This window comes from Microbacterium sp. APC 3901, from assembly GCF_030407765.1.
In the GTDB taxonomy this organism is placed as follows: domain Bacteria; phylum Actinomycetota; class Actinomycetes; order Actinomycetales; family Microbacteriaceae; genus Microbacterium.
The window spans coordinates 116,523-134,406 of sequence record NZ_JASDCU010000001.1; the positions used below are offsets into that span (position 1 = coordinate 116,523).

General features: G+C 65.4%; 26 protein-coding genes. All 26 read left to right on the forward strand.

Going from position 1 to position 17,884, the window contains the following annotated elements; translation table 11 throughout:
• Positions 1 to 88: 88 nt before the first annotated feature.
• The 26 genes from QMA07_RS00530 (at position 89) to rplO (ending at position 17,873) form a co-directional block, all read left to right on the forward strand.
• Positions 89 to 2,167 carry a hypothetical protein gene (locus QMA07_RS00530; RefSeq protein WP_290159134.1) on the forward strand — a complete coding sequence of 693 codons (2,079 nt, stop codon included), beginning with the start codon at positions 89 to 91 and terminating at the stop codon, positions 2,165 to 2,167.
• 73 nt (positions 2,168 to 2,240) lie between these two features.
• Positions 2,241 to 3,977, forward strand: a complete 1,737-nt coding sequence (locus QMA07_RS00535; protein WP_290159136.1) for a DUF4012 domain-containing protein — start codon at positions 2,241 to 2,243, stop codon at positions 3,975 to 3,977.
• A 155-nt stretch (positions 3,978 to 4,132) separates the two neighbouring features.
• The gene (locus tag QMA07_RS00540) at positions 4,133 to 5,557 is read left to right on the forward strand and encodes a sugar transferase (protein ID WP_290159137.1); all 1,425 of its coding nucleotides are present in this window, start codon (positions 4,133 to 4,135) and stop codon (positions 5,555 to 5,557) included.
• 78 nt (positions 5,558 to 5,635) lie between these two features.
• Positions 5,636 to 6,142, forward strand: coding sequence for a hypothetical protein (locus QMA07_RS00545; protein ID WP_290159139.1), 507 nt, complete (start codon positions 5,636 to 5,638; stop codon positions 6,140 to 6,142).
• A 68-nt stretch (positions 6,143 to 6,210) separates the two neighbouring features.
• Positions 6,211 to 7,140 carry a peptidoglycan DD-metalloendopeptidase family protein gene (locus tag QMA07_RS00550; protein ID WP_290159468.1) on the forward strand — a complete coding sequence of 310 codons (930 nt, stop codon included), beginning with the start codon at positions 6,211 to 6,213 and terminating at the stop codon, positions 7,138 to 7,140.
• A 104-nt stretch (positions 7,141 to 7,244) separates the two neighbouring features.
• Positions 7,245 to 7,457 (forward strand): hypothetical protein, encoded by a 213-nt coding sequence (locus tag QMA07_RS00555; protein ID WP_042538748.1) that lies wholly within the window; start codon positions 7,245 to 7,247, stop codon positions 7,455 to 7,457.
• Between the two features lie 820 nt (positions 7,458 to 8,277).
• Positions 8,278 to 8,586 carry a 30S ribosomal protein S10 gene (gene rpsJ / locus QMA07_RS00560; protein ID WP_005050520.1) on the forward strand — a complete coding sequence of 103 codons (309 nt, stop codon included), beginning with the start codon at positions 8,278 to 8,280 and terminating at the stop codon, positions 8,584 to 8,586.
• Positions 8,587 to 8,594: 8 nt separating this feature from the next.
• A complete protein-coding gene (gene rplC, locus QMA07_RS00565; protein ID WP_056312872.1) occupies positions 8,595 to 9,254 on the forward strand; it encodes a 50S ribosomal protein L3 in 660 nt (219 codons plus the stop codon).
• A 2-nt stretch (positions 9,255 to 9,256) separates the two neighbouring features.
• On the forward strand, positions 9,257 to 9,919 hold the full coding sequence (gene rplD, locus QMA07_RS00570) for a 50S ribosomal protein L4 (RefSeq protein WP_290159172.1): 663 nt from the start codon (positions 9,257 to 9,259) through the stop codon (positions 9,917 to 9,919).
• A complete protein-coding gene (rplW, locus tag QMA07_RS00575; protein ID WP_042538754.1) occupies positions 9,916 to 10,239 on the forward strand; it encodes a 50S ribosomal protein L23 in 324 nt (107 codons plus the stop codon). Before rplD ends, rplW begins: the two co-directional genes overlap by 4 nt.
• Positions 10,240 to 10,259: 20 nt before the next feature.
• Positions 10,260 to 11,099 (forward strand): 50S ribosomal protein L2, encoded by an 840-nt coding sequence (gene rplB / locus QMA07_RS00580; RefSeq protein ID WP_042538755.1) that lies wholly within the window; start codon positions 10,260 to 10,262, stop codon positions 11,097 to 11,099.
• A 12-nt stretch (positions 11,100 to 11,111) separates the two neighbouring features.
• A complete protein-coding gene (rpsS, locus tag QMA07_RS00585; protein ID WP_017829205.1) occupies positions 11,112 to 11,393 on the forward strand; it encodes a 30S ribosomal protein S19 in 282 nt (93 codons plus the stop codon).
• A 25-nt stretch (positions 11,394 to 11,418) separates the two neighbouring features.
• Positions 11,419 to 11,817, forward strand: a complete 399-nt coding sequence (gene rplV, locus QMA07_RS00590; protein WP_290159178.1) for a 50S ribosomal protein L22 — start codon at positions 11,419 to 11,421, stop codon at positions 11,815 to 11,817.
• Positions 11,817 to 12,572 carry a 30S ribosomal protein S3 gene (gene rpsC, locus QMA07_RS00595; RefSeq protein ID WP_042538759.1) on the forward strand — a complete coding sequence of 252 codons (756 nt, stop codon included), beginning with the start codon at positions 11,817 to 11,819 and terminating at the stop codon, positions 12,570 to 12,572. Before rplV ends, rpsC begins: the two co-directional genes overlap by 1 nt.
• Positions 12,572 to 12,991 carry a 50S ribosomal protein L16 gene (gene rplP / locus QMA07_RS00600; protein WP_042538761.1) on the forward strand — a complete coding sequence of 140 codons (420 nt, stop codon included), beginning with the start codon at positions 12,572 to 12,574 and terminating at the stop codon, positions 12,989 to 12,991. Before rpsC ends, rplP begins: the two co-directional genes overlap by 1 nt.
• Entirely contained in the window at positions 12,991 to 13,308 is a 318-nt protein-coding gene (gene rpmC / locus QMA07_RS00605) for a 50S ribosomal protein L29 (RefSeq protein WP_017829202.1), read from the forward strand. The genes rplP and rpmC overlap by 1 nt, the downstream gene beginning before the upstream one ends.
• A complete protein-coding gene (gene rpsQ, locus QMA07_RS00610) occupies positions 13,308 to 13,625 on the forward strand; it encodes a 30S ribosomal protein S17 (RefSeq protein WP_053097480.1) in 318 nt (105 codons plus the stop codon). The genes rpmC and rpsQ overlap by 1 nt, the downstream gene beginning before the upstream one ends.
• Positions 13,622 to 13,990: a 50S ribosomal protein L14 gene (gene rplN / locus QMA07_RS00615; protein WP_042538766.1), complete on the forward strand. Its 369-nt coding sequence runs from the start codon at positions 13,622 to 13,624 to the stop codon at positions 13,988 to 13,990. The genes rpsQ and rplN overlap by 4 nt, the downstream gene beginning before the upstream one ends.
• A 3-nt stretch (positions 13,991 to 13,993) precedes the next feature.
• Complete coding sequence (gene rplX / locus QMA07_RS00620) at positions 13,994 to 14,353, forward strand: 50S ribosomal protein L24 (protein ID WP_140037892.1); 360 nt, start codon at positions 13,994 to 13,996, stop codon at positions 14,351 to 14,353.
• Positions 14,353 to 14,943, forward strand: coding sequence for a 50S ribosomal protein L5 (rplE, locus tag QMA07_RS00625; RefSeq protein WP_042538772.1), 591 nt, complete (start codon positions 14,353 to 14,355; stop codon positions 14,941 to 14,943). The genes rplX and rplE overlap by 1 nt, the downstream gene beginning before the upstream one ends.
• Before the next feature lie 120 nt (positions 14,944 to 15,063).
• Positions 15,064 to 15,462, forward strand: coding sequence for a 30S ribosomal protein S8 (gene rpsH / locus QMA07_RS00630; RefSeq protein ID WP_140037891.1), 399 nt, complete (start codon positions 15,064 to 15,066; stop codon positions 15,460 to 15,462).
• Positions 15,463 to 15,468: 6 nt separating this feature from the next.
• Entirely contained in the window at positions 15,469 to 16,005 is a 537-nt protein-coding gene (gene rplF, locus QMA07_RS00635; RefSeq protein ID WP_042538776.1) for a 50S ribosomal protein L6, read from the forward strand.
• Between the two features lie 2 nt (positions 16,006 to 16,007).
• Positions 16,008 to 16,367: a 50S ribosomal protein L18 gene (gene rplR, locus QMA07_RS00640; protein ID WP_042538778.1), complete on the forward strand. Its 360-nt coding sequence runs from the start codon at positions 16,008 to 16,010 to the stop codon at positions 16,365 to 16,367.
• Positions 16,368 to 16,387: 20 nt separating this feature from the next.
• Positions 16,388 to 17,062 (forward strand): 30S ribosomal protein S5, encoded by a 675-nt coding sequence (rpsE, locus tag QMA07_RS00645; protein ID WP_258184276.1) that lies wholly within the window; start codon positions 16,388 to 16,390, stop codon positions 17,060 to 17,062.
• Positions 17,062 to 17,247, forward strand: coding sequence for a 50S ribosomal protein L30 (gene rpmD / locus QMA07_RS00650; RefSeq protein ID WP_140037889.1), 186 nt, complete (start codon positions 17,062 to 17,064; stop codon positions 17,245 to 17,247). Before rpsE ends, rpmD begins: the two co-directional genes overlap by 1 nt.
• The gene (gene rplO / locus QMA07_RS00655; RefSeq protein ID WP_290159186.1) at positions 17,247 to 17,873 is read left to right on the forward strand and encodes a 50S ribosomal protein L15; all 627 of its coding nucleotides are present in this window, start codon (positions 17,247 to 17,249) and stop codon (positions 17,871 to 17,873) included. Before rpmD ends, rplO begins: the two co-directional genes overlap by 1 nt.
• The last annotated feature ends 11 nt before the right edge of the window (positions 17,874 to 17,884 follow it).

The window sequence follows — 17,884 nt, forward strand, 5'->3', positions numbered from 1 at the left end:
AAGTTCTGCGCACACGGCTGCGATGGGCTGTCAGCTTCGTCTCGACTCCACCCGATATGTTGGAAGGCGAACACTACGGGGGAAGGACATGATGGCTCTGCGCGCGACGAAGAAGACGATCATCATCGCGAGCGCGGTCACCGTGCTCCTTGTCGGAGGGGGCGCCGCGGCTGCGATGGTGATCTCCGGGCAGCAGGCTCAGCCTCGCGCCGAGGCATCGCCATCGCCGGAGGCCACTCCCGAGCCGGTCGTGACCGAACAGCCGGCCGTGGTCCCTGTCACGAACGTCGCGCGGGCTTCGGTCGACGGATGGACGCTCGCGGACCGCAGAGTAGTAGGCACGGTCCTTCCCGAGGTCGGCGACGCGGCGCAGGGCGCCGTGTCGCTGCGCGTGGATGCGCCGGCCGACGATGCGGACATCATCGCTGCGTCCGCACCCGTCGCGCTCGCTCCGAGCACGGACTACACGCTCCGAGTATCCGTGCGGGTGCTCGCCGAGGAGAAGACCGAGACCGGGGTTCGCCTGAACGTGGCGGGTCAGACCTTCACGCTTCCCGAGTTGGATGCGGAGTGGGAGACGATCGAGTTCCCGTTCACGTCGGCGAGCGATCAGCCCGCCGAGTCGACGTTCGACGTCGCGTTCTCCGGTGCCGTGCGAGGTTTCGGGATCGACGACGTGTCGATCACCGCGGCCGGCGGCGACAACCTCGTGCCCAACGGATCGTTCGAGGCCGTGCAGACGCCGGCCGGCATCGTCAACGACTCTCTGATCATGACCGACGAATCCGCTCTGCTCGCCGTCTCGCTCGCTGAAGGGCCCGTGCAGTGGAGCGCCACGTCGACGTCCGGTGGTGAGCCGATCACCGGCGAGTTCGGTTCCACGGGTCCGCTTTCCGCCCTGCCCCTGACCGGCGTATCGCAGGGACACTACACGGTCGCCGTCAACGACTCCGCGGGTCGGCAGATCCAGACGGATGTCGCTGTGATCGACGCCGACGGCTTCGCCGTGGCCCAGGACGGCCGCTTCGGGGTGGGAGCGCATGTCGAGAAGGAGGCCTTCGTCGGCACGGGTTCGCTGGCGGCTGCGATCGGCTTCGCCGAGGTGCGCAACGACATCTCGTGGGAGCGGAACGAGAAGGTCGCCGGGCAGTACGCGTGGGATGAGAACTATGTGCGCGAGTTCGAGCGCATGCACGCGAACGACGTGAAGCTGCTGGGCCTCGTCGTCTACGGCAACAGGCTCTACGGCGCCAGGAAGGCACCGGGCAATGAGACCTCGATCCAGGCATACGGCGCCTATGCGAAGGCCGTCGCCGACAGGTTCGACCTCGTCGGACTCGAGGTGCTGAACGAGTTCAACCATCGTGAGAACGACACGGCGTGCGGGGCGGCGCCTGCATGCTACGTGCCCATCGCGCAGTCGGTCCGCGACCACGTCAGCACGGCGTATCCGGAGCTCCCGATCGTCACCGGTTCCACGGCACTCTACGACCGCGATTGGTTCGTCGGGTTCTGGCAGGCCGGCGGGATGGGCGTGACCGATGTGGCGAGCTACCACCCGTACGAATCGTGGATCAACCGCGACGCCGATCTGATCGCGGGAACCGTGCAGCAGTCCTACGCCGACATGCAGGAGACCGCGGGGGAGACCCGGCCCGTGTGGGTGACCGAGATGGGGTTCCCGACGCACTATGCAGGAGTCTCGCTGCTCGAGCAGGGGCAGATGATGGTGCGCAACCAGGCGCTTGCCTTCGCCAACGGCGTCGAGAAGTACTTCTGGTACGACCTGGTGAACGACACCCCCGACCCCGCTGCGGGCGAAGCGAACTTCGGGCTCTATGAGAACGCACCACGTGCAGGCGTCGTCGCTCTCGCTCCGAAGCCCGGGGCTTTCGCCCAGGCGCTGATGATCACTCAGCTGCGCGACAAGGCCTTCACCTCGGATGAATCCGATGAGCAGACCTCGGTCGAGGTCTTCGGTTCAGGAGATGAGGCGACGCGCATCGCGTGGGCGCCGCAGGGCGAGGTGCAGCGCACCTTCACGTCCGACGTTCCCCTGACTGTCACCGACATGTCCGGAAACACCGAGACGATCGAGCCCGAGGACGGCGAGGTCTCGCTGACTCTCGGCGCGTCTCCGATCTTCATCTCCTCGGAGTCCGAGTGAGCGCGGACGGGGCGGCTTCAGGCGTCGCCGGTACAATTCACCAGATCACCCCCGCACGAAAGGTACGTCGTCCATGAGCGCAGAGCGTCAGGATGCGCAGGGCATCGACGAGCGGATGCCGGGCCGTCAGCGGAGGCGGCGCCGAATCTGGACCGTTGTCATCTTGGTCATCATCGCCTTCCTCATCGCGGTGTGCTGGGTGGGACTGCGCGCGATCACGGTGAAGGACGGACTCGTCCAGAGCCAGGACCTCATCTCGGAGATCCAGGGCGGCGGCGACGTCGACGATGCGCTCCCTCAGCTCTCCGAAAGCGCCGCCAGCGCCGGTGCCGCGGCGTCCGACCCTGTGTGGTGGGTCATGGAGTGGGTCCCGGTCGTGGGCGACAACCTCAAAGGTGTGCGCCTCGCGGCGCAGTCGCTCGACGCACTCGTCAACGGCGTCGCCGTGCCGGTGATGGGTGACGAGGATTCCACCGGATCGATCACCGAGCGGCTCCTCGATGCCACAGACGACCAGGCGACGCACATCACCGAGCTCGCCGACGGACTGGAGTCCGTCTCCAAGTCGCCCTTCCTGGTCTCCGTCGTGCGCGAGGGAGTCGATCAGGTCGACGAGGTGATGTCGGCGGCCGCCCCGATGATCGGGGTCCTTCCGAAACTGCTCGGCGGCGACGGCGAGCGCAAGTATCTCCTCGTCTTCCAGAACAACGCCGAAACGCTCGCACTCGGGGGCAGCGCCGCAGCCCAGACTCTCGTGAAGGTCGATGAAGGGTCGATCGCGATCGGCGCGCAGGGAGACAGCGGCAACTATCAGAACGGCGTCGCTGTCGACGTGGAGGTGCCCCCGAACGCCATCCAGCTGTACACGCGCTATCTCGTCGACCACATCAACACGAGCATGAGCCGCCCCGACTTCCCCACCGCAGCGAAGATCATGCGTGCCTGGTGGCAGCGTGACATCGCAGACGACGAGATCGCCGGTGTGGTCTCGATCGATCCGCTGGCGCTGGGGCGCATCCTCAAGGCGACGGGCCCCATCGAGCTCGCCTCGGGCGAGGTCCTCTCCGAAGAGAACGCGGTCTCCCTGCTGCTGAGCGAGGTCTACGGGCGCTGGGACTCGTACAAGGAGCCCGAACTCGTCGACGGATTCTTCGCCGACACGGCTGCCGCGGTCTTCGACAAGATCGCCGCCGGTGACTTCGATCTGAAGGACATGCTGTGGGCCATCACGGAGAGCGCGTCTCACGGCAGTGTGCTGGTCTGGAGCGACGACGAGCAGGTGGCTGAGGCGATCGAAGGGGCCAAGATCAGCGGGGTGCTTCCGGCGGACAACTCCAACGTGACCACCATGGGCATCTACTTCAACAACAGCAACGGCTCGAAGATCGACTACTTCACGGAGACGGCGACGACGGCCACTGCCGTGTGCGAAGCAGACACGGCGACGTTCACGGCCACCGCATCGCTCACGTTGCCGCTGACGCAGCGCCAGGCCGAGGCGCTGCCGCGCTATGTGCAGAGCATGACCTTCGGCGCCCGGTTCCGCGATTGGATCTTCGTCTACGGTCCTCCGGGGACCACGCTCGCCGATGCGACCTTCAACGGTGACGAGGTGTCGGTCATGCATCGTGACATCGATGATCTCGGTCGGCCGGTGGTCGCGTTCGAGGCCTGGTTCGACCCGGGTGATTCGGTCGACGTCACCGCGACGTTCGTCGGCGGCGATGACGACTACGGCCCTCTCGAGGTGAGGACCAACCCGATGGTGCGGGGCGCGAAGCCCGTCGTCACGGACGGCTGCTCCGGCTGAGGCCTGTCCCCGATTCCGGGCAGACCGATATACTTGCTCGCGTTCTGGCGTCAGTACAGCCGAGGGGGGTGAGAGTCGTCGTCGTTCAAGTCGAGCACGGTGGCTTCAGCGCCCCGCGTGAGTCGACGAGCACCGCCCAGGTTCGTGTGAAGAAGATGCGGCGAGCAGCGTGGACTCGGCTCTACGCGAGTCGCCTCTTCTACAACGACGTGGTGGTCGTGCTGGTCACGCTGATCGTCGCCGCGATCATCGTGCTTCCCGGGCTTCTGACCGGTGTGTCCTGGCCCAGCGGACCCCGAGTGTCGTACCTGGTCGTGCTCGCATCGATCGGCATCCTCTGGCTGATCGCCTTGGACGTGGCGGATTCGCGGGACCGCCACACCGTCGGGCACGGAGCGGATGAATACCGACGCATCGTCAACGCGTCGATCGGAGTGTTCGCGGTCACCGTCGCGATCGCGTTCTTCCTCGGGATGGAGCTCTCCCGCGCCCTCGTCGCTGTCGTCTTCCCCCTCGGTCTGGTGCTTCTGCTGCTGTCGCGATGGATGTGCCGCCAGTGGCTGCGTGGTCGGCAGAAGACGGGGCAGTATCTGCACAGGGCGGTCGTGATCGGCGAGCCGTCGAAGGTGGCCCTCGTCGGGCGCGAGATCCGGCGGGCGAAGAGCAGCGGGTACGAGATCCTCGGCGTGATCACCGAGAACACCTCCGCTGCCGACATCTCGGGCTTCGAGGTGCTGGGCGACATCGCCAACGTCGAGCGGGTGCTCGATGAGGTGCGCTTCGATGCGCTGATCATCGTCGGGTCGGATGACCTCGACCCCCTGACGATGCGCCGCCTGGGATACTCGGTGTCTGACCGTGACATCCAGCTCATCATGGCCCCGGTGCTGACGGATATCGCCGGGCCGCGCATGCATGCGACTCCCGTCGCCGGTCTGCCCCTCGTGCACGTCGACTTCCCCCGCATGGAAGGCGCGAAGCGCTTCCTCAAGCGCGCCTTCGACATCGTCGGATCCTCGCTGCTCCTCGTCGCCCTGTCTCCGGTCTTCCTCGTCGCGGCTATCGCCATCCGCATCGACGGACCTGGCAGCATCTTCTTCCGTCAGGAGCGGATCGGCCGCGGAGGACATACGTTCGGCATGCTCAAGTTCCGGTCGATGGTGGCCGACGCCGACGACCAACTGGCGACGCTTCTCGATCTGCAGGGCGCCGCCGGCACGCCGTTGTTCAAGATCAACGACGACCCTCGCATCACGAAGGTCGGACGCTTCTTCCGCAGACACTCCATCGACGAGCTCCCTCAGCTGGTGAACGTGTTCCTCGGGCACATGAGCCTCGTCGGACCGCGGCCGCAGCGTGCCACGGAGGTCGCGCTCTACGACGACTTCGCTCATCGCCGCCTGCTCGTCAAGCCGGGCATGAGCGGACTCTGGCAGGTGAGCGGGCGCTCGTCGCTGTCGTGGGAGGAGACCATCCGCCTCGACCTGTACTACGTCGAGAACTGGTCGCTCATGCAGGACCTCATCATCCTGTTCCGCACGGTGCGCACGGTGGTCGCCCCCGGTGCCACGGCGCACTGAGTCCGGGTCGCGAAGATTCCCGGCGACTGTCCGCGTCGCATCCACGGCTGAGGCCGGTCGCTGGGTACATTCAAAAACATGAGATCCCCCCTTGCCCGGTGTGTCGCCGCGAGTGCTCTGGTCGTCTTCCTCGTCGGCGGTGCCTCGGGCTGCGCTGCGGCTCCGGGCGCGTCGAGCCCCGTTCCGACCTCGACGGCTTCGACTCCCGACCCCACGCCATCGACCGCTCAGCCGACCTCCGAGCCGTCGGTCGCCCCGGAGCCGACGCCGACCGCGTCCGACGACTTCGGCGGATTCGCCAGTGCGGAGTTGGCGCAGATCTGCATCGACGCGACGCTCTCGGCCTTCCCGGCCGACGTCGCCTTCACGATCGAAGACACCCGCATCGAGCAGCGACTGGTCTCGCCCGAATGGCTCGTGCTGGTTCCTGCGCAGGCCTCCGGGCTCGAGGCGCAGGCCCAGTGCACGATCGGCGGTACGCCCTCTGCACCCGAGCTCGGCATGTCATCGGCGTCGCTCGAGCCGCTGCCGGAGGAGCAGATCCAGAACCTGATCCGCGGCGAGAATGAAGGCGGCGATCGCTAGTGTGCGACGCGGGGGACGTAGAGCCCTCGAGGAGCCACACGCCGCAGCCGATCTTCTCGCGGCGCGTGATGCTGATAGCGGCGGGCACTGCGCTCGGGGCATCCGCCGTCGGCTGGGACGTGTTCTCTCCGGGGCTCAGCGCGACCGCGGCAGGAACCTACCTTCGGCCCTGTGGCAACGTCCCCATCTCGAGCTCCTGGCAGGGGCATAAGAATCGGAATCCGCCATCCGGCGAGCCCGGTACCGACTATGCGGTCGTCGTCGGCACGCAGATCCGGGCGGCCGCCGACGGAGTGATCGTCGATCGCAAGGATTCCACGACGACCGCGACCGGACGCTACCTGGCGCTCCGCACCGACGACGGCAACTACATCCGCTATCTGCATCTGCGATCGAGCACGGTGCCCCTGGGCTCGCGTGTCGTGCGCGGACAGGTGATCGCCTACTCGGGCGCGTCCGGCTTCGGCAGCGACAACGGGTACGGCCCTCATGTGCACGTGTCCCTGTGGATCGGCGGTACTCCGCTGCAGATGGGATTCACCAACTCCGTCGACTTCGAGAACTACGCCCAACCGGAGGACCCCGTGCCCATTCATCAGTCCAGCACCTATTCGTGGAACGCCATAGTGCCGGTCGGCGTCTGGACTCGAGTGCCGGTCGCCGCAGACCTGTACTGGCTCGCGCACAGCAGCGCGACAGTCAAAGAGACCGGCGACCTCACGATCTACTTCACCGCGAGCGGTGTCACGAGAGGCTTCCAGGTTCGAGTGGTGGCGGAGACGCTCAACGCGAGTGGAGGGGTCACGAACGTCACTCCTCAACCGGCGCTCGAGATTCACGGGACGATAGCCACGACCAGGAACTCACCGACCTACGGGCACTACTCCCTTCCCTACTCGCTCTCGGCCCCGATTCGTCTGTTCGCGGAGGTCCGTGCACTGAACGGGGGGCTTCGGATCCAGCAGGTGACGGTCAAGAAGAACTACTGGGTCTCGTAGAACCGACGGCCGCCTTCTGAAATACTTCCGCCGGCCACCCGTTGCGTGCAGAATGAACGTGCGTCGGGATCCGGCGCATCAGAACGGATACAAGGGGGCCCGCTATGGGTATCGATGAGACTGTCAACAAGGGCAAGGATCTGTACGAGCAGAACAAGGACAAGATCGCCGAGGCAGTGAAGAGCGAGCAGGCCGAGGACATCAGCGACAAGGTGCTCGACGGCGTCGCCGACTTCGCCAAGAAGATCGCGCCCGGGGCCGCCGACAAGATCGACGAGATCCGCGACACCGCCGACAAGGCCGTCGGCAACGAGTAGAACTCGCGACTGGCACCGAGAGCGGCGACTCCTCCCGACGGGGGAGCCGCCGCTCTTCTGCATCCGGCACCAGGTATTCCGTCCGGCGGTATCGCGTTTCAGGGCGGCGTCCCCTTAGAATGGATGACGATCGCCTGGGGAACTTGCGATCAGGGATGCCGAAGGGGTTCGACATCCTGAACTCACGCGGTTCGCCGCGTCAAACTGGGGATAACGATTTTGGGGATCATCGTGCGACGCGCGCACTCTGTGCGCTCTGACGTCATCCCGCCCGCGCGGCGGTCGCTTCGCCGCGCCCTCGGTCGAGGATCCCGGCGTCCCTTCACGCCGGGCTTCTCGCGTTCGGTGTGCCCCCTCGCACTGAACGCCCTCCCCAAGCGGGGCGAGGCATGGGGATGCCTCGCCCCGCTCTCCCGCTCTTCCTGACGGACGTGCCCAGGGGATGCACAGCGAACGCGACACGCCCGGGTTTGCGCAAGTGAAATCGGCCGTGGCAGAATAGACAGGTTCGACATTCCGGCGTGCTCAGCGTGTCCGGATCACCATCACGACAGTGCATAGGCGGCGCAGACGCGCAGGGACCTAGGCCGCGGGTGGCAGAACGATCCCGACATCTTCATCACGAGGGCTTCGCCGTGCGCGGCGGAGGTCGGAAACCCGCTCGCTGCGAGGCGTGCGGGATGACAGCAGAACAGTGGTGCAGCAGATCGACTCGCGAGAGCCGTCTGAGTGCCGAGGCGCGAACAGCGCCGACGTGCGTCCAATGCCCCTGGGTCACCCGGCCCAGGTCGGTAAGACGCTTAAAGAGAGAGAGCAGACAATGGCGGGACAGAAGATCCGCATTCGCCTGAAGTCGTATGACCATGAGGTCATCGACACGTCCGCACGCAAGATCGTCGACACGGTGACCCGCGCGGGCGCAACGGTCGTCGGACCCGTGCCCCTGCCGACCGAGAAGAACGTCGTGTGCGTCATCCGGTCGCCCCACAAGTACAAGGACAGCCGCGAGCACTTCGAGATGCGCACCCACAAGCGTCTGATCGACATCATCGACCCGACGCCCAAGGCTGTCGACTCGCTGATGCGTCTCGACCTGCCTGCCGATGTCAACATCGAGATCAAGCTCTGAGGTCGGCCATGGTTGATATCAACTCCAAGATTTCCAAGGGCATGCTGGGCACCAAGCTCGGTATGACCCAGGTCTGGAACGAGAGCGGCAAGCTCGTTCCCGTCACCGTCATCGAGCTCGCCTCGAACGTGGTCACGCAGATCCGTACCCCCGAGAAGGACGGCTACAACGCCGTTCAGATCGCCTACGGCCAGATCGACCCGCGCAAGGTGAACAAGCCGCTGACCGCTCACTTCGAGGCCGCTGGCGTCACGCCGCGTCGTCACGTCACCGAGATCCGCACCGCGGATGCCGGCGACTACTCGCTGGGCCAGGAGCTCACGGTCGACGGCACCTTCGAAGCAGGCCAGCTCGTCGACGTCGTCGGCACGAGCAAGGGCAAGGGCTTCGCCGGTGTCATGAAGCGTCACAACTTCAAGGGCGTCTCGGCTTCGCACGGTTCGCACCGCAACCACCGCAAGCCCGGCTCGATCGGCGCATCGTCGACCCCGAGCCGCGTCTTCAAGGGCATGCGCATGGCCGGCCGTATGGGTGGCGAGCGCGTGACCGTCCTCAACCTCACGGTGCACGCCGTCGACATCGAGAAGGGTCTGCTGCTCGTCAAGGGCGCTGTCCCCGGTGCTCGTGGCCGTATCGTCTACGTCCGCAACGCAGTGAAGGGTGCCTGATCATGGCTGACTCCACTCTCGCGCTTGACGTCCTCAACGCAGACGGCAAGAAGGCTGGCTCGATCGAGCTTCCCGCCGCGCTGTTCGACGCCAAGACGAACATCCCGCTCATCCACCAGGTCGTCGTCGCGCAGCTCGCGGCGGCTCGCCAGGGAACCCACTCGACCAAGCGTCGCGGTGAGGTCTCGGGTGCAGGCCGCAAGCCCTTCAAGCAGAAGGGCACGGGTAACGCCCGTCAGGGCTCGATCCGCGCGCCGCACATGACCGGCGGTGGAATCGTGCACGGCCCCAAGCCGCGCGACTACTCGCAGCGCACCCCCAAGAAGATGATCGCCGCCGCCCTTCTGGGCGCGCTCAGCGACCGCTTCCGCGGAGACCGCATCCACGCCATCGCGTCGTTCGGCATCAACGGCACGCCTTCGACCAAGACCGCGGTGAACTTCCTCACCAACGTCGTCTCGTCGAAGAACGTGCTCGTCGTCATCGAGCGCAACGACGACGTGACGCTGAAGAGCATCCGCAACCTGTCGAACCTGCACGTGCTGACGTTCGACCAGCTCAACGCCTACGACGTGCTCGTCTCCGACGACATCGTCTTCACCCAGGCCGCGCTCGAGGGCTTCATCGCCTCCAAGTCCGGCGCCAACCAGGAGGTCTCCGCATGAGCGAGCAGGCAGCTGTTCTCCAGACGGCCCTGAACAAGGACCCGCGCGACATCATCCTGAAGCCGGTCGTGTCCGAGAAGAGCTACGGGCTCATCGACGAAGGCAAGTACACCTTCCTCGTCGACCCGCGCGCTTCGAAGACCGAGATCAAGCTCGCCATCGAGAAGATCTTCGGCGTCAAGGTCGCTGGGGTCAACACCCTCAACCGCGTCGGCAAGGCTCGTCGCACCCGCTTCGGCGCAGGCAAGCGCAAGGACACCAAGCGTGCCATCGTGACCCTGAAGTCGGGCACCATCGACATCTTCACGGCAATCGGCTGATCCGGGGGATAAGGACAATAATGGCTATTCGCAAGTACAAGCCCACGACCCCGGGCCGTCGCGGCTCGTCGGTGGCTGACTTCGCCGAGATCACCCGATCGACGCCGGAGAAGTCGCTGCTGCGCCCGCTCTCGAAGACCGGTGGTCGCAACAACCAGGGCCGCATCACGACCCGTCACATCGGTGGTGGCCACAAGCGCCAGTACCGTGTCATCGACTTCCGTCGCAATGACAAGGACGGCGTCGACGCCCGGGTCGCTCACATCGAGTACGACCCCAACCGCACGGCTCGCATCGCGCTGCTGCACTACTTCGACGGCGAGAAGCGCTACATCCTCGCGCCGGCGAAGCTGAAGCAGGGCGACGTCATCGAGTCGGGTGCTGGTGCCGACATCAAGCCGGGCAACAACCTCCCGCTGAAGAACATCCCGACGGGTACCGTCATCCACGCGATCGAGCTCCGTCCCGGTGGCGGCGCGAAGATGGCGCGTTCGGCCGGTGCATCCGTCCGTCTCGTCGCCAAGGACGGCAACTTCGCCCAGCTGCGTCTGCCCTCGGGCGAGATCCGCAACGTCGACTCGCGCTGCCGCGCGACGATCGGCGAGGTCGGCAACGCCGAGCAGTCGAACATCAACTGGGGCAAGGCCGGCCGTATGCGCTGGAAGGGCGTCCGCCCGACCGTCCGTGGTGTCGCGATGAACCCGGTCGACCACCCGCACGGTGGTGGTGAGGGCAAGACGTCCGGTGGACGTCACCCCGTCTCCCCGTGGGGCCAGGCTGAGGGTCGTACCCGTCACGCCAACAAGGAAAGCGACAAGTACATCGTGCGTCGTCGTAACGCCGGCAAGAAGCGTAAGTAGGAGTAAGAGAAGATGCCTCGCAGTCTTAAGAAGGGCCCCTTCGTCGACGATCACCTGCTTCGCAAGGTGGTCGTGCAGAACGAAGCCGGCACCAAGAACGTCATCAAGACCTGGTCTCGCCGGTCCATGATCATCCCGGCCATGCTGGGTCACACGATCGCGGTCCACGACGGTCGCAAGCACATCCCCGTGTTTGTGTCCGAGACCATGGTCGGCCACAAACTGGGCGAGTTCGCGCCCACCCGCACCTTCCGCGGCCACGAGAAGGACGACAAGAAGGGCCGCCGCCGCTGACGCGGTGGCGATAGAGGAGAGAGAAATGGTGGAGTCCATCGCACGCGTGCGACACATCCGCGTGACCCCTCAGAAGGCTCGTCGTGTCGTCGCGCTCATCAAGGGCAAGCAGGCCCAGGAGGCTCTGGCGATCCTGAAGTTCGCACAGCAGAGCGCCAGTGAGCCGATCTACAAGCTTGTCGCGTCGGCCATGGCCAACGCGCAGGTCAAGGCGGATCGTGACGGCGAATACCTCGACGAGCAGGACCTGTACGTGGCTAACGCCTACGTAGACGAGGGGTCGACGCTCAAGCGTTTCCGCCCCCGTGCACAGGGTCGCGCTTTCCAGATCAAGAAGCGCACGAGCCACATCACGGTCGTGCTCTCGACGCCTGAGGCGGCTCCGGCCGCTGCAAGCGACAGCAACAAGAAGGCGAGCAAGTAATGGGACAGAAAGTAAACCCGTACGGCTTCCGCCTCGGCATCACCACGGACCACGTGTCGCGTTGGTTCTCGGACTCGACGAAGCCGGGTCAGCGTTACGCCGACTACGTCGCCGAGGACATCAAGATCCGCAACCTGCTGAAGACGCAGCTCGACCGCGCCGGTGTCTCGAACATCGAGATCGAGCGCACCCGTGACCGCGTCCGCGTCGACATCCACACCGCCCGTCCGGGCATCGTGATCGGTCGTCGTGGCGCCGAGGCCGAGCGCATCCGCGGCGACCTCGAGAAGCTCTCGGGCAAGCAGATCCAGCTGAACATCCTCGAGGTCAAGAACCCCGAGGCCGACGCTCAGCTCGTCGCACAGGGCATCGCCGAGCAGCTCTCTGCTCGCGTGGCGTTCCGTCGTGCGATGCGCAAGGGTCTCCAGGGCGCGCAGCGCGCTGGTGCCAAGGGCATCCGCATCCAGGTCTCCGGCCGCCTCGGCGGCGCCGAGATGAGCCGCTCGGAGTTCTACCGCGAGGGTCGTGTGCCGCTGCACACGCTGCGCGCGAACATCGACTACGGCTTCTACGAGGCGAAGACCACCTTCGGCCGCATCGGCGTGAAGGTCTGGATCTACAAGGGTGACCTGACCAACAAGGAGCTTGCTCGCGAGCAGGCCAACGCCCCGAAGTCCCGTCGCGACGACCGTGGTGGCGACCGCCGCCGCGCGCCTCGCAACGAGGCCCCTGTCGCAGAAGGAGCGTCTGCCTGATGCTTATTCCCCGCAAGGTCAAGTTCCGTAAGCAGCACCACCCCGGTCGCAGCGGCCAGGCGACTGGTGGCACGAAGGTCTCCTTCGGCGACTACGGTATCCAGGCGCTCACGCCTGCCTACGTGACGAACCGTCAGATCGAGTCCGCTCGTATCGCGGTCACGCGTCACATCAAGCGTGGCGGCAAGGTGTGGATCAACATCTACCCTGACCGTCCCCTCACGAAGAAGCCTGCCGAGACCCGCATGGGTTCCGGTAAGGGTTCCCCCGAGTGGTGGGTCGCCAACGTCAAGCCGGGTCGCGTCCTCTTCGAGGTCTCAGGCGTGAGCGAGGAACTCGCTCGCGAGGCACTGACCCGTGCCATTCACAAGCTGCCTCTCAAGGCACGCATCATCAAGCGCGAGGAGGGCGACGCGTAATGGCGATCGGCACCAAGGAGCTCGCTCCGGCAGAGCTCGACACGTTCGAAGACCAGCGCCTCGTTGAGGAGCTGCGTAAGGCCAAGGAGGAGCTGTTCAACCTCCGTTTCCAGTCGGCCACCGGCCAGCTGGAGAGCCACGGCCGCATCCGCGCCGTCAAGCGCGACATCGCGCGCCTGTACACCGTGATCCGCGAACGTGAGCTGGGCATCCGCGCGACGCCCGCTCCCGTCGAGGCTCCGGCCAAGAAGGCGACCAAGTCGAAGGCGAAGAAGGCGGACTCCGCCGACGACGCCGTGAAGGAAGAGGCTGAGTGATGGCCACCAAGAAGGAAGCTGCCGTCGAGGCTGAGCACGCAGAACACGATGTTCGCGATGCGGATGCCCGTGGGTACCGCAAGTCGCGTCGTGGCTACGTCATCAGCGACAAGATGGACAAGACCATCGTGGTCGAGGTCGAGGACCGCGTGAAGCACCCGCTTTACGGCAAGGTCATCCGCCGCACCTCGAAGGTCAAGGCGCACGATGAGGCGAACTCCGCCGGCATCGGCGACCTCGTCCTGATCAACGAGACCCGCCCGCTCAGCGCCACGAAGCGCTGGCGTCTGGTTGAGATTCTGGAGAAGGCCAAGTGATCCAGCAGGAATCCCGCCTCAAGGTCGCCGACAACACCGGCGCGAAGGAACTGCTCACCATCCGTGTGCTCGGTGGCTCGCGCCGCCGTTACGCCGGTCTCGGTGACACCATCATCGCGACCGTCAAGGACGCGATCCCGGGCGGCAACGTCAAGAAGGGCGATGTGGTCAAGGCCGTCATCGTCCGTACGGTCAAGTCCACGCGCCGTCCCGACGGCTCGTACATCAAGTTCGACGAGAACGCCGCCGTGATCCTGAAGAACGACGGGGAGCCTCGCGGCACCCGTATCTTCGGACCGGTCGGTCGCGAGCTTCGTGACAAGAAGTTCATGAAGATCGTCTCGCTGGCGCCGGAGGTTATTTAAGTCATGGCGAAGATCAAGAAGGGTGACCTGGTTCAGGTCATCACCGGAGCGACGCAGGAGCGTGGCGGAGATCGCGGCAAGCAGGGCAAGGTCCTCGAGATCCTGGCCGAGAAGAACCGCATCATCGTCGAAGGCGTGAACTACGTCACCAAGCACACGCGCGTCGGTCAGACGCAGCGTGGCACCAAGACGGGCGGCCTCGAGACTGTCGAGGCCTCCATCCACATCTCGAACGTCGCACTCGTCGACCCCTCGACCAAGAAGCCGACCAAGGTCGGCCACCGGGTCGAGGAGCAGACCAAGGACGGCGTCAAGCGCACCGTCCGTGTGCGGTACGCGAAGAAGTCAGGTAAGGACCTCTGATGGCAACCACCGACGCTGCGGTGGCTGGCAAGATCCAGCCCCGCCTGAAGGCGAAGTACAAGGCCGAGATCCAGCAGAAGCTGCAGGATGAGTTCGGCTACACCAACGTGATGCAGATCCCCGGTCTGGTCAAGGTCGTCGTGAACACCGGTGTCGGTGAAGCGGCCCGCGACAGCAAGGTGATCGACGGCGCGATCGACGATCTCACCAAGATCACCGGTCAGAAGCCGCTCGTCACGAAGGCTCGCAAGTCGATCGCGCAGTTCAAGCTGCGCGAGGGCCAGGCCATCGGCGCACACGTCACCCTCCGCGGTGACCGTGCGTGGGAGTTCCTGGACCGTCTCGTCTCGCTCGCTCTGCCCCGCATCCGCGACTTCCGCGGTCTGTCGGGCAAGCAGTTCGACGGGAACGGCAACTACACCTTCGGTCTCCAGGAGCAGAGCGTGTTCCACGAGATCGATCAGGACAAGATCGACCGCGTTCGCGGTTTCGACATCACTGTCGTCACCACCGCGAAGACGGACGACGAAGGTCGCGCGCTTCTGCGTCACCTCGGCTTCCCCTTCCGTACGGAAGACGCCAAGGCGTAAGCGGTTTCGGGCGGGGCGCACAGCGCCCCGCCCGATCCCGTACAATTGAAGATTGCGTGTCATCGCAGGCCGTCTGTCGTGTAACGGCAGCCGGAACCTCATGAACAAAGGAAAACAACAATGACAATGACAGACCCGGTCGCAGATCTGCTGACCCGTCTGCGCAACGCGAACTCGGCGCATCACGATTCCGTGACCCTGCCGTCGAGCAAGCTCAAGACGCACATCGCCGAGATCCTCCAGCAGGAGGGCTACATCGCCGGTTGGGAGACGTCTGACGCTCGCGTCGGCACGAACCTCACCCTGCAGCTGAAGTACGGCCCCAACCGTGAGCGCTCGATCGCGGGCATCAAGCGCGTGTCGAAGCCCGGCCTCCGCGTGTACGCGAAGTCCACCGAGCTGCCCAGGGTCCTCGGCGGACTCGGCGTGGCCATCCTGTCCACCTCCTCCGGTCTTCTCACCGACCGTCAGGCAGAGCAGAAGGGCGTGGGCGGAGAAGTTCTCGCCTACGTGTGGTAATCGAAAATGTCGCGTATTGGACGACTTCCCATCGACGTTCCCGCGGGCGTGACCATCTCGGTCGACGGCCGTGAGGTCGCGGTGAAGGGCCCCAAGGGTGAGCTCACCCTGACGGTCGCCAAGCCCATCGAGGTCGCGGTCGAGGAGAACCAGGTTCTCGTCACCCGTCCCGACGACGAGCGCGAGTCCCGGTCGCTTCACGGCCTGACCCGCACGCTCATCAACAACAACATCATCGGCGTGACCCAGGGCTACACCAAGGGTCTCGAGGTCGTCGGTACCGGTTACCGAGTGGCGCAGAAGGGCAGCTCGGTCGAGTTCGCTCTCGGCTTCTCGCACCCGGTCCTCATCGACCCGCCCGCCGGTATCACGCTCACGGTCGAGGGCACCAACAAGCTCACGGTCAGTGGTATCGACAAGCAGGCTGTCGGCGAGGCAGCTGCGAACATCCGCAAGATCCGCAAGCCCGAGCCGTACAAGGGCAAGGGCGTGCGCTACGCCGGCGAGATCGTGCGTCGCAAGGCCGGAAAGAGTGGTAAGTAACCATGGCTCTCAAGTCAAAGTCTGACGCCCGCGCGCGTCGTCATGCCCGCCTTCGCAAGAAGGTCGTCGGCACCGAGTCGCGTCCGCGTCTCGTCGTCAACCGCTCGGCTCGCCACGTCTTCGTGCAGCTTGTCGACGACAGCAAGGGTCACACCGTGGCGTCGGCATCGACGCTCGAGACCGACCTGCGCTCGCTCGAGGGTGACAAGACCGCCAAGGCCCGCAAGGTCGGCGAGCTTCTCGCCGAGCGTGCGAAGTCTGCCGGCGTTTCCGAGGCAGTGTTCGACCGTGGCGGCAACCGCTACGCAGGTCGTGTCGCCGCCATCGCCGACGGCGCCCGCGAAGGGGGTCTGGCACTGTGAGTGACAACAAGGAGAACGAAGTGACCGAAGCGGCAGCTGCCACTTCCGAGACTGCCACCGGCACCACGCAGGCAGAGCCGTCTCAGCGCGACAACCGCCGCGGCGGTGGCCGTGGTGACCGCAACCAGGGTGGCCGTGACCGCAACTCCCGCGACCGTGGGGACAACCAGTTCCTCGAGCGCGTGGTCACCATCAACCGCGTCTCGAAGGTCGTGAAGGGTGGTCGTCGCTTCAGCTTCACCGCTCTCGTGGTCGTCGGTGACGGCAACGGTCTGGTGGGCGTCGGCTACGGCAAGGCTCGCGAGGTCCCCCTGGCGATCTCGAAGGGTGTCGAAGAGGCCAAGCGCAACTTCTTCCGCGTTCCGCGCGTCGGAAGCACCATCCCGCACCCCGTGCAGGGTGAGGCCGCAGCAGGCGTCGTCCTGCTTCGTCCCGCCGCTGCCGGTACCGGTGTCATCGCCGGTGGTCCGGTCCGCGCCGTGCTCGAGTGCGCCGGTATCCACGACGTGCTGTCGAAGTCGCTCGGCTCGTCGAACACGATCAACATCGTGCACGCGACGGTGACCGCCCTGAAGATGCTCGAGGAGCCCCGTGCGGTCGCCGCACGTCGTGGCCTCGAGTTCGATCAGGTCGCACCCGCGCGTCTCGTCCGTGCGGAGGCAGACGCCATCGCCGCACAGAAGGTAGGTGCCTGATGGCTGCGCGCCTGAAGGTCACGCAGGTCAAGTCCAAGGTGAGCGAGAAGCAGAACCAGCGTGACACGCTGCGGAGCCTCGGTCTGAAGCGCATCGGTGACACCACCGTTCGCCCCGACGACGCGCAGACGCGCGGTTACGTCAAGACCGTCGCCCACCTCGTAAAGGTTGAGGAGATCGACTAATGGCTGAGAAGAACGAAGCCGTCGAGGCCGAGAAGGCCACGAAGAAGGCTGCCGCTCCCAAGGCCGCAGCCGAGAAGAAGCCCGCCGCCAAGAAGGCAGCTGCAAAGGCGTCTTCGGCGAAGGCCGACGCCGTCAAGAAGCCTGCTGCGAAGAAGGCTGCGCCGAAGAAGGATGCTCCGGCATCCCGCCCCGGCGTGCTGAAGGTGCACCACCTGCGTCCGGTCCCCGGATCCAACACCGCGAAGACCCGTGTCGGTCGCGGTGAGGGCTCCAAGGGTAAGACTGCGGGTCGTGGTACCAAGGGCACGAGGGCTCGCAACACCGTTCGCGTCGGATTCGAGGGTGGGCAGATGCCGCTGCATATGCGCACCCCGAAGCTGCGCGGGTTCAAGAACCCGTTCCGCGTCGAGTACCAGGTCGTGAACCTGGAGAAGCTCGCGGAGCTGTACCCCAAGGGTGGCGACGTCACCATCGGCGACCTGGTCGCAAAGGGTGCCGTTCGCAAGAACGAGAAGGTCAAGGTTCTCGGAAACGGCGACATCGCCGTGAAGCTCACCGTAGCGGTCGACAAGGTCTCGGGTTCTGCCGAGCAGAAGATCGTGGCGGCCGGCGGATCCGTCAAGTAACCACTTCATGA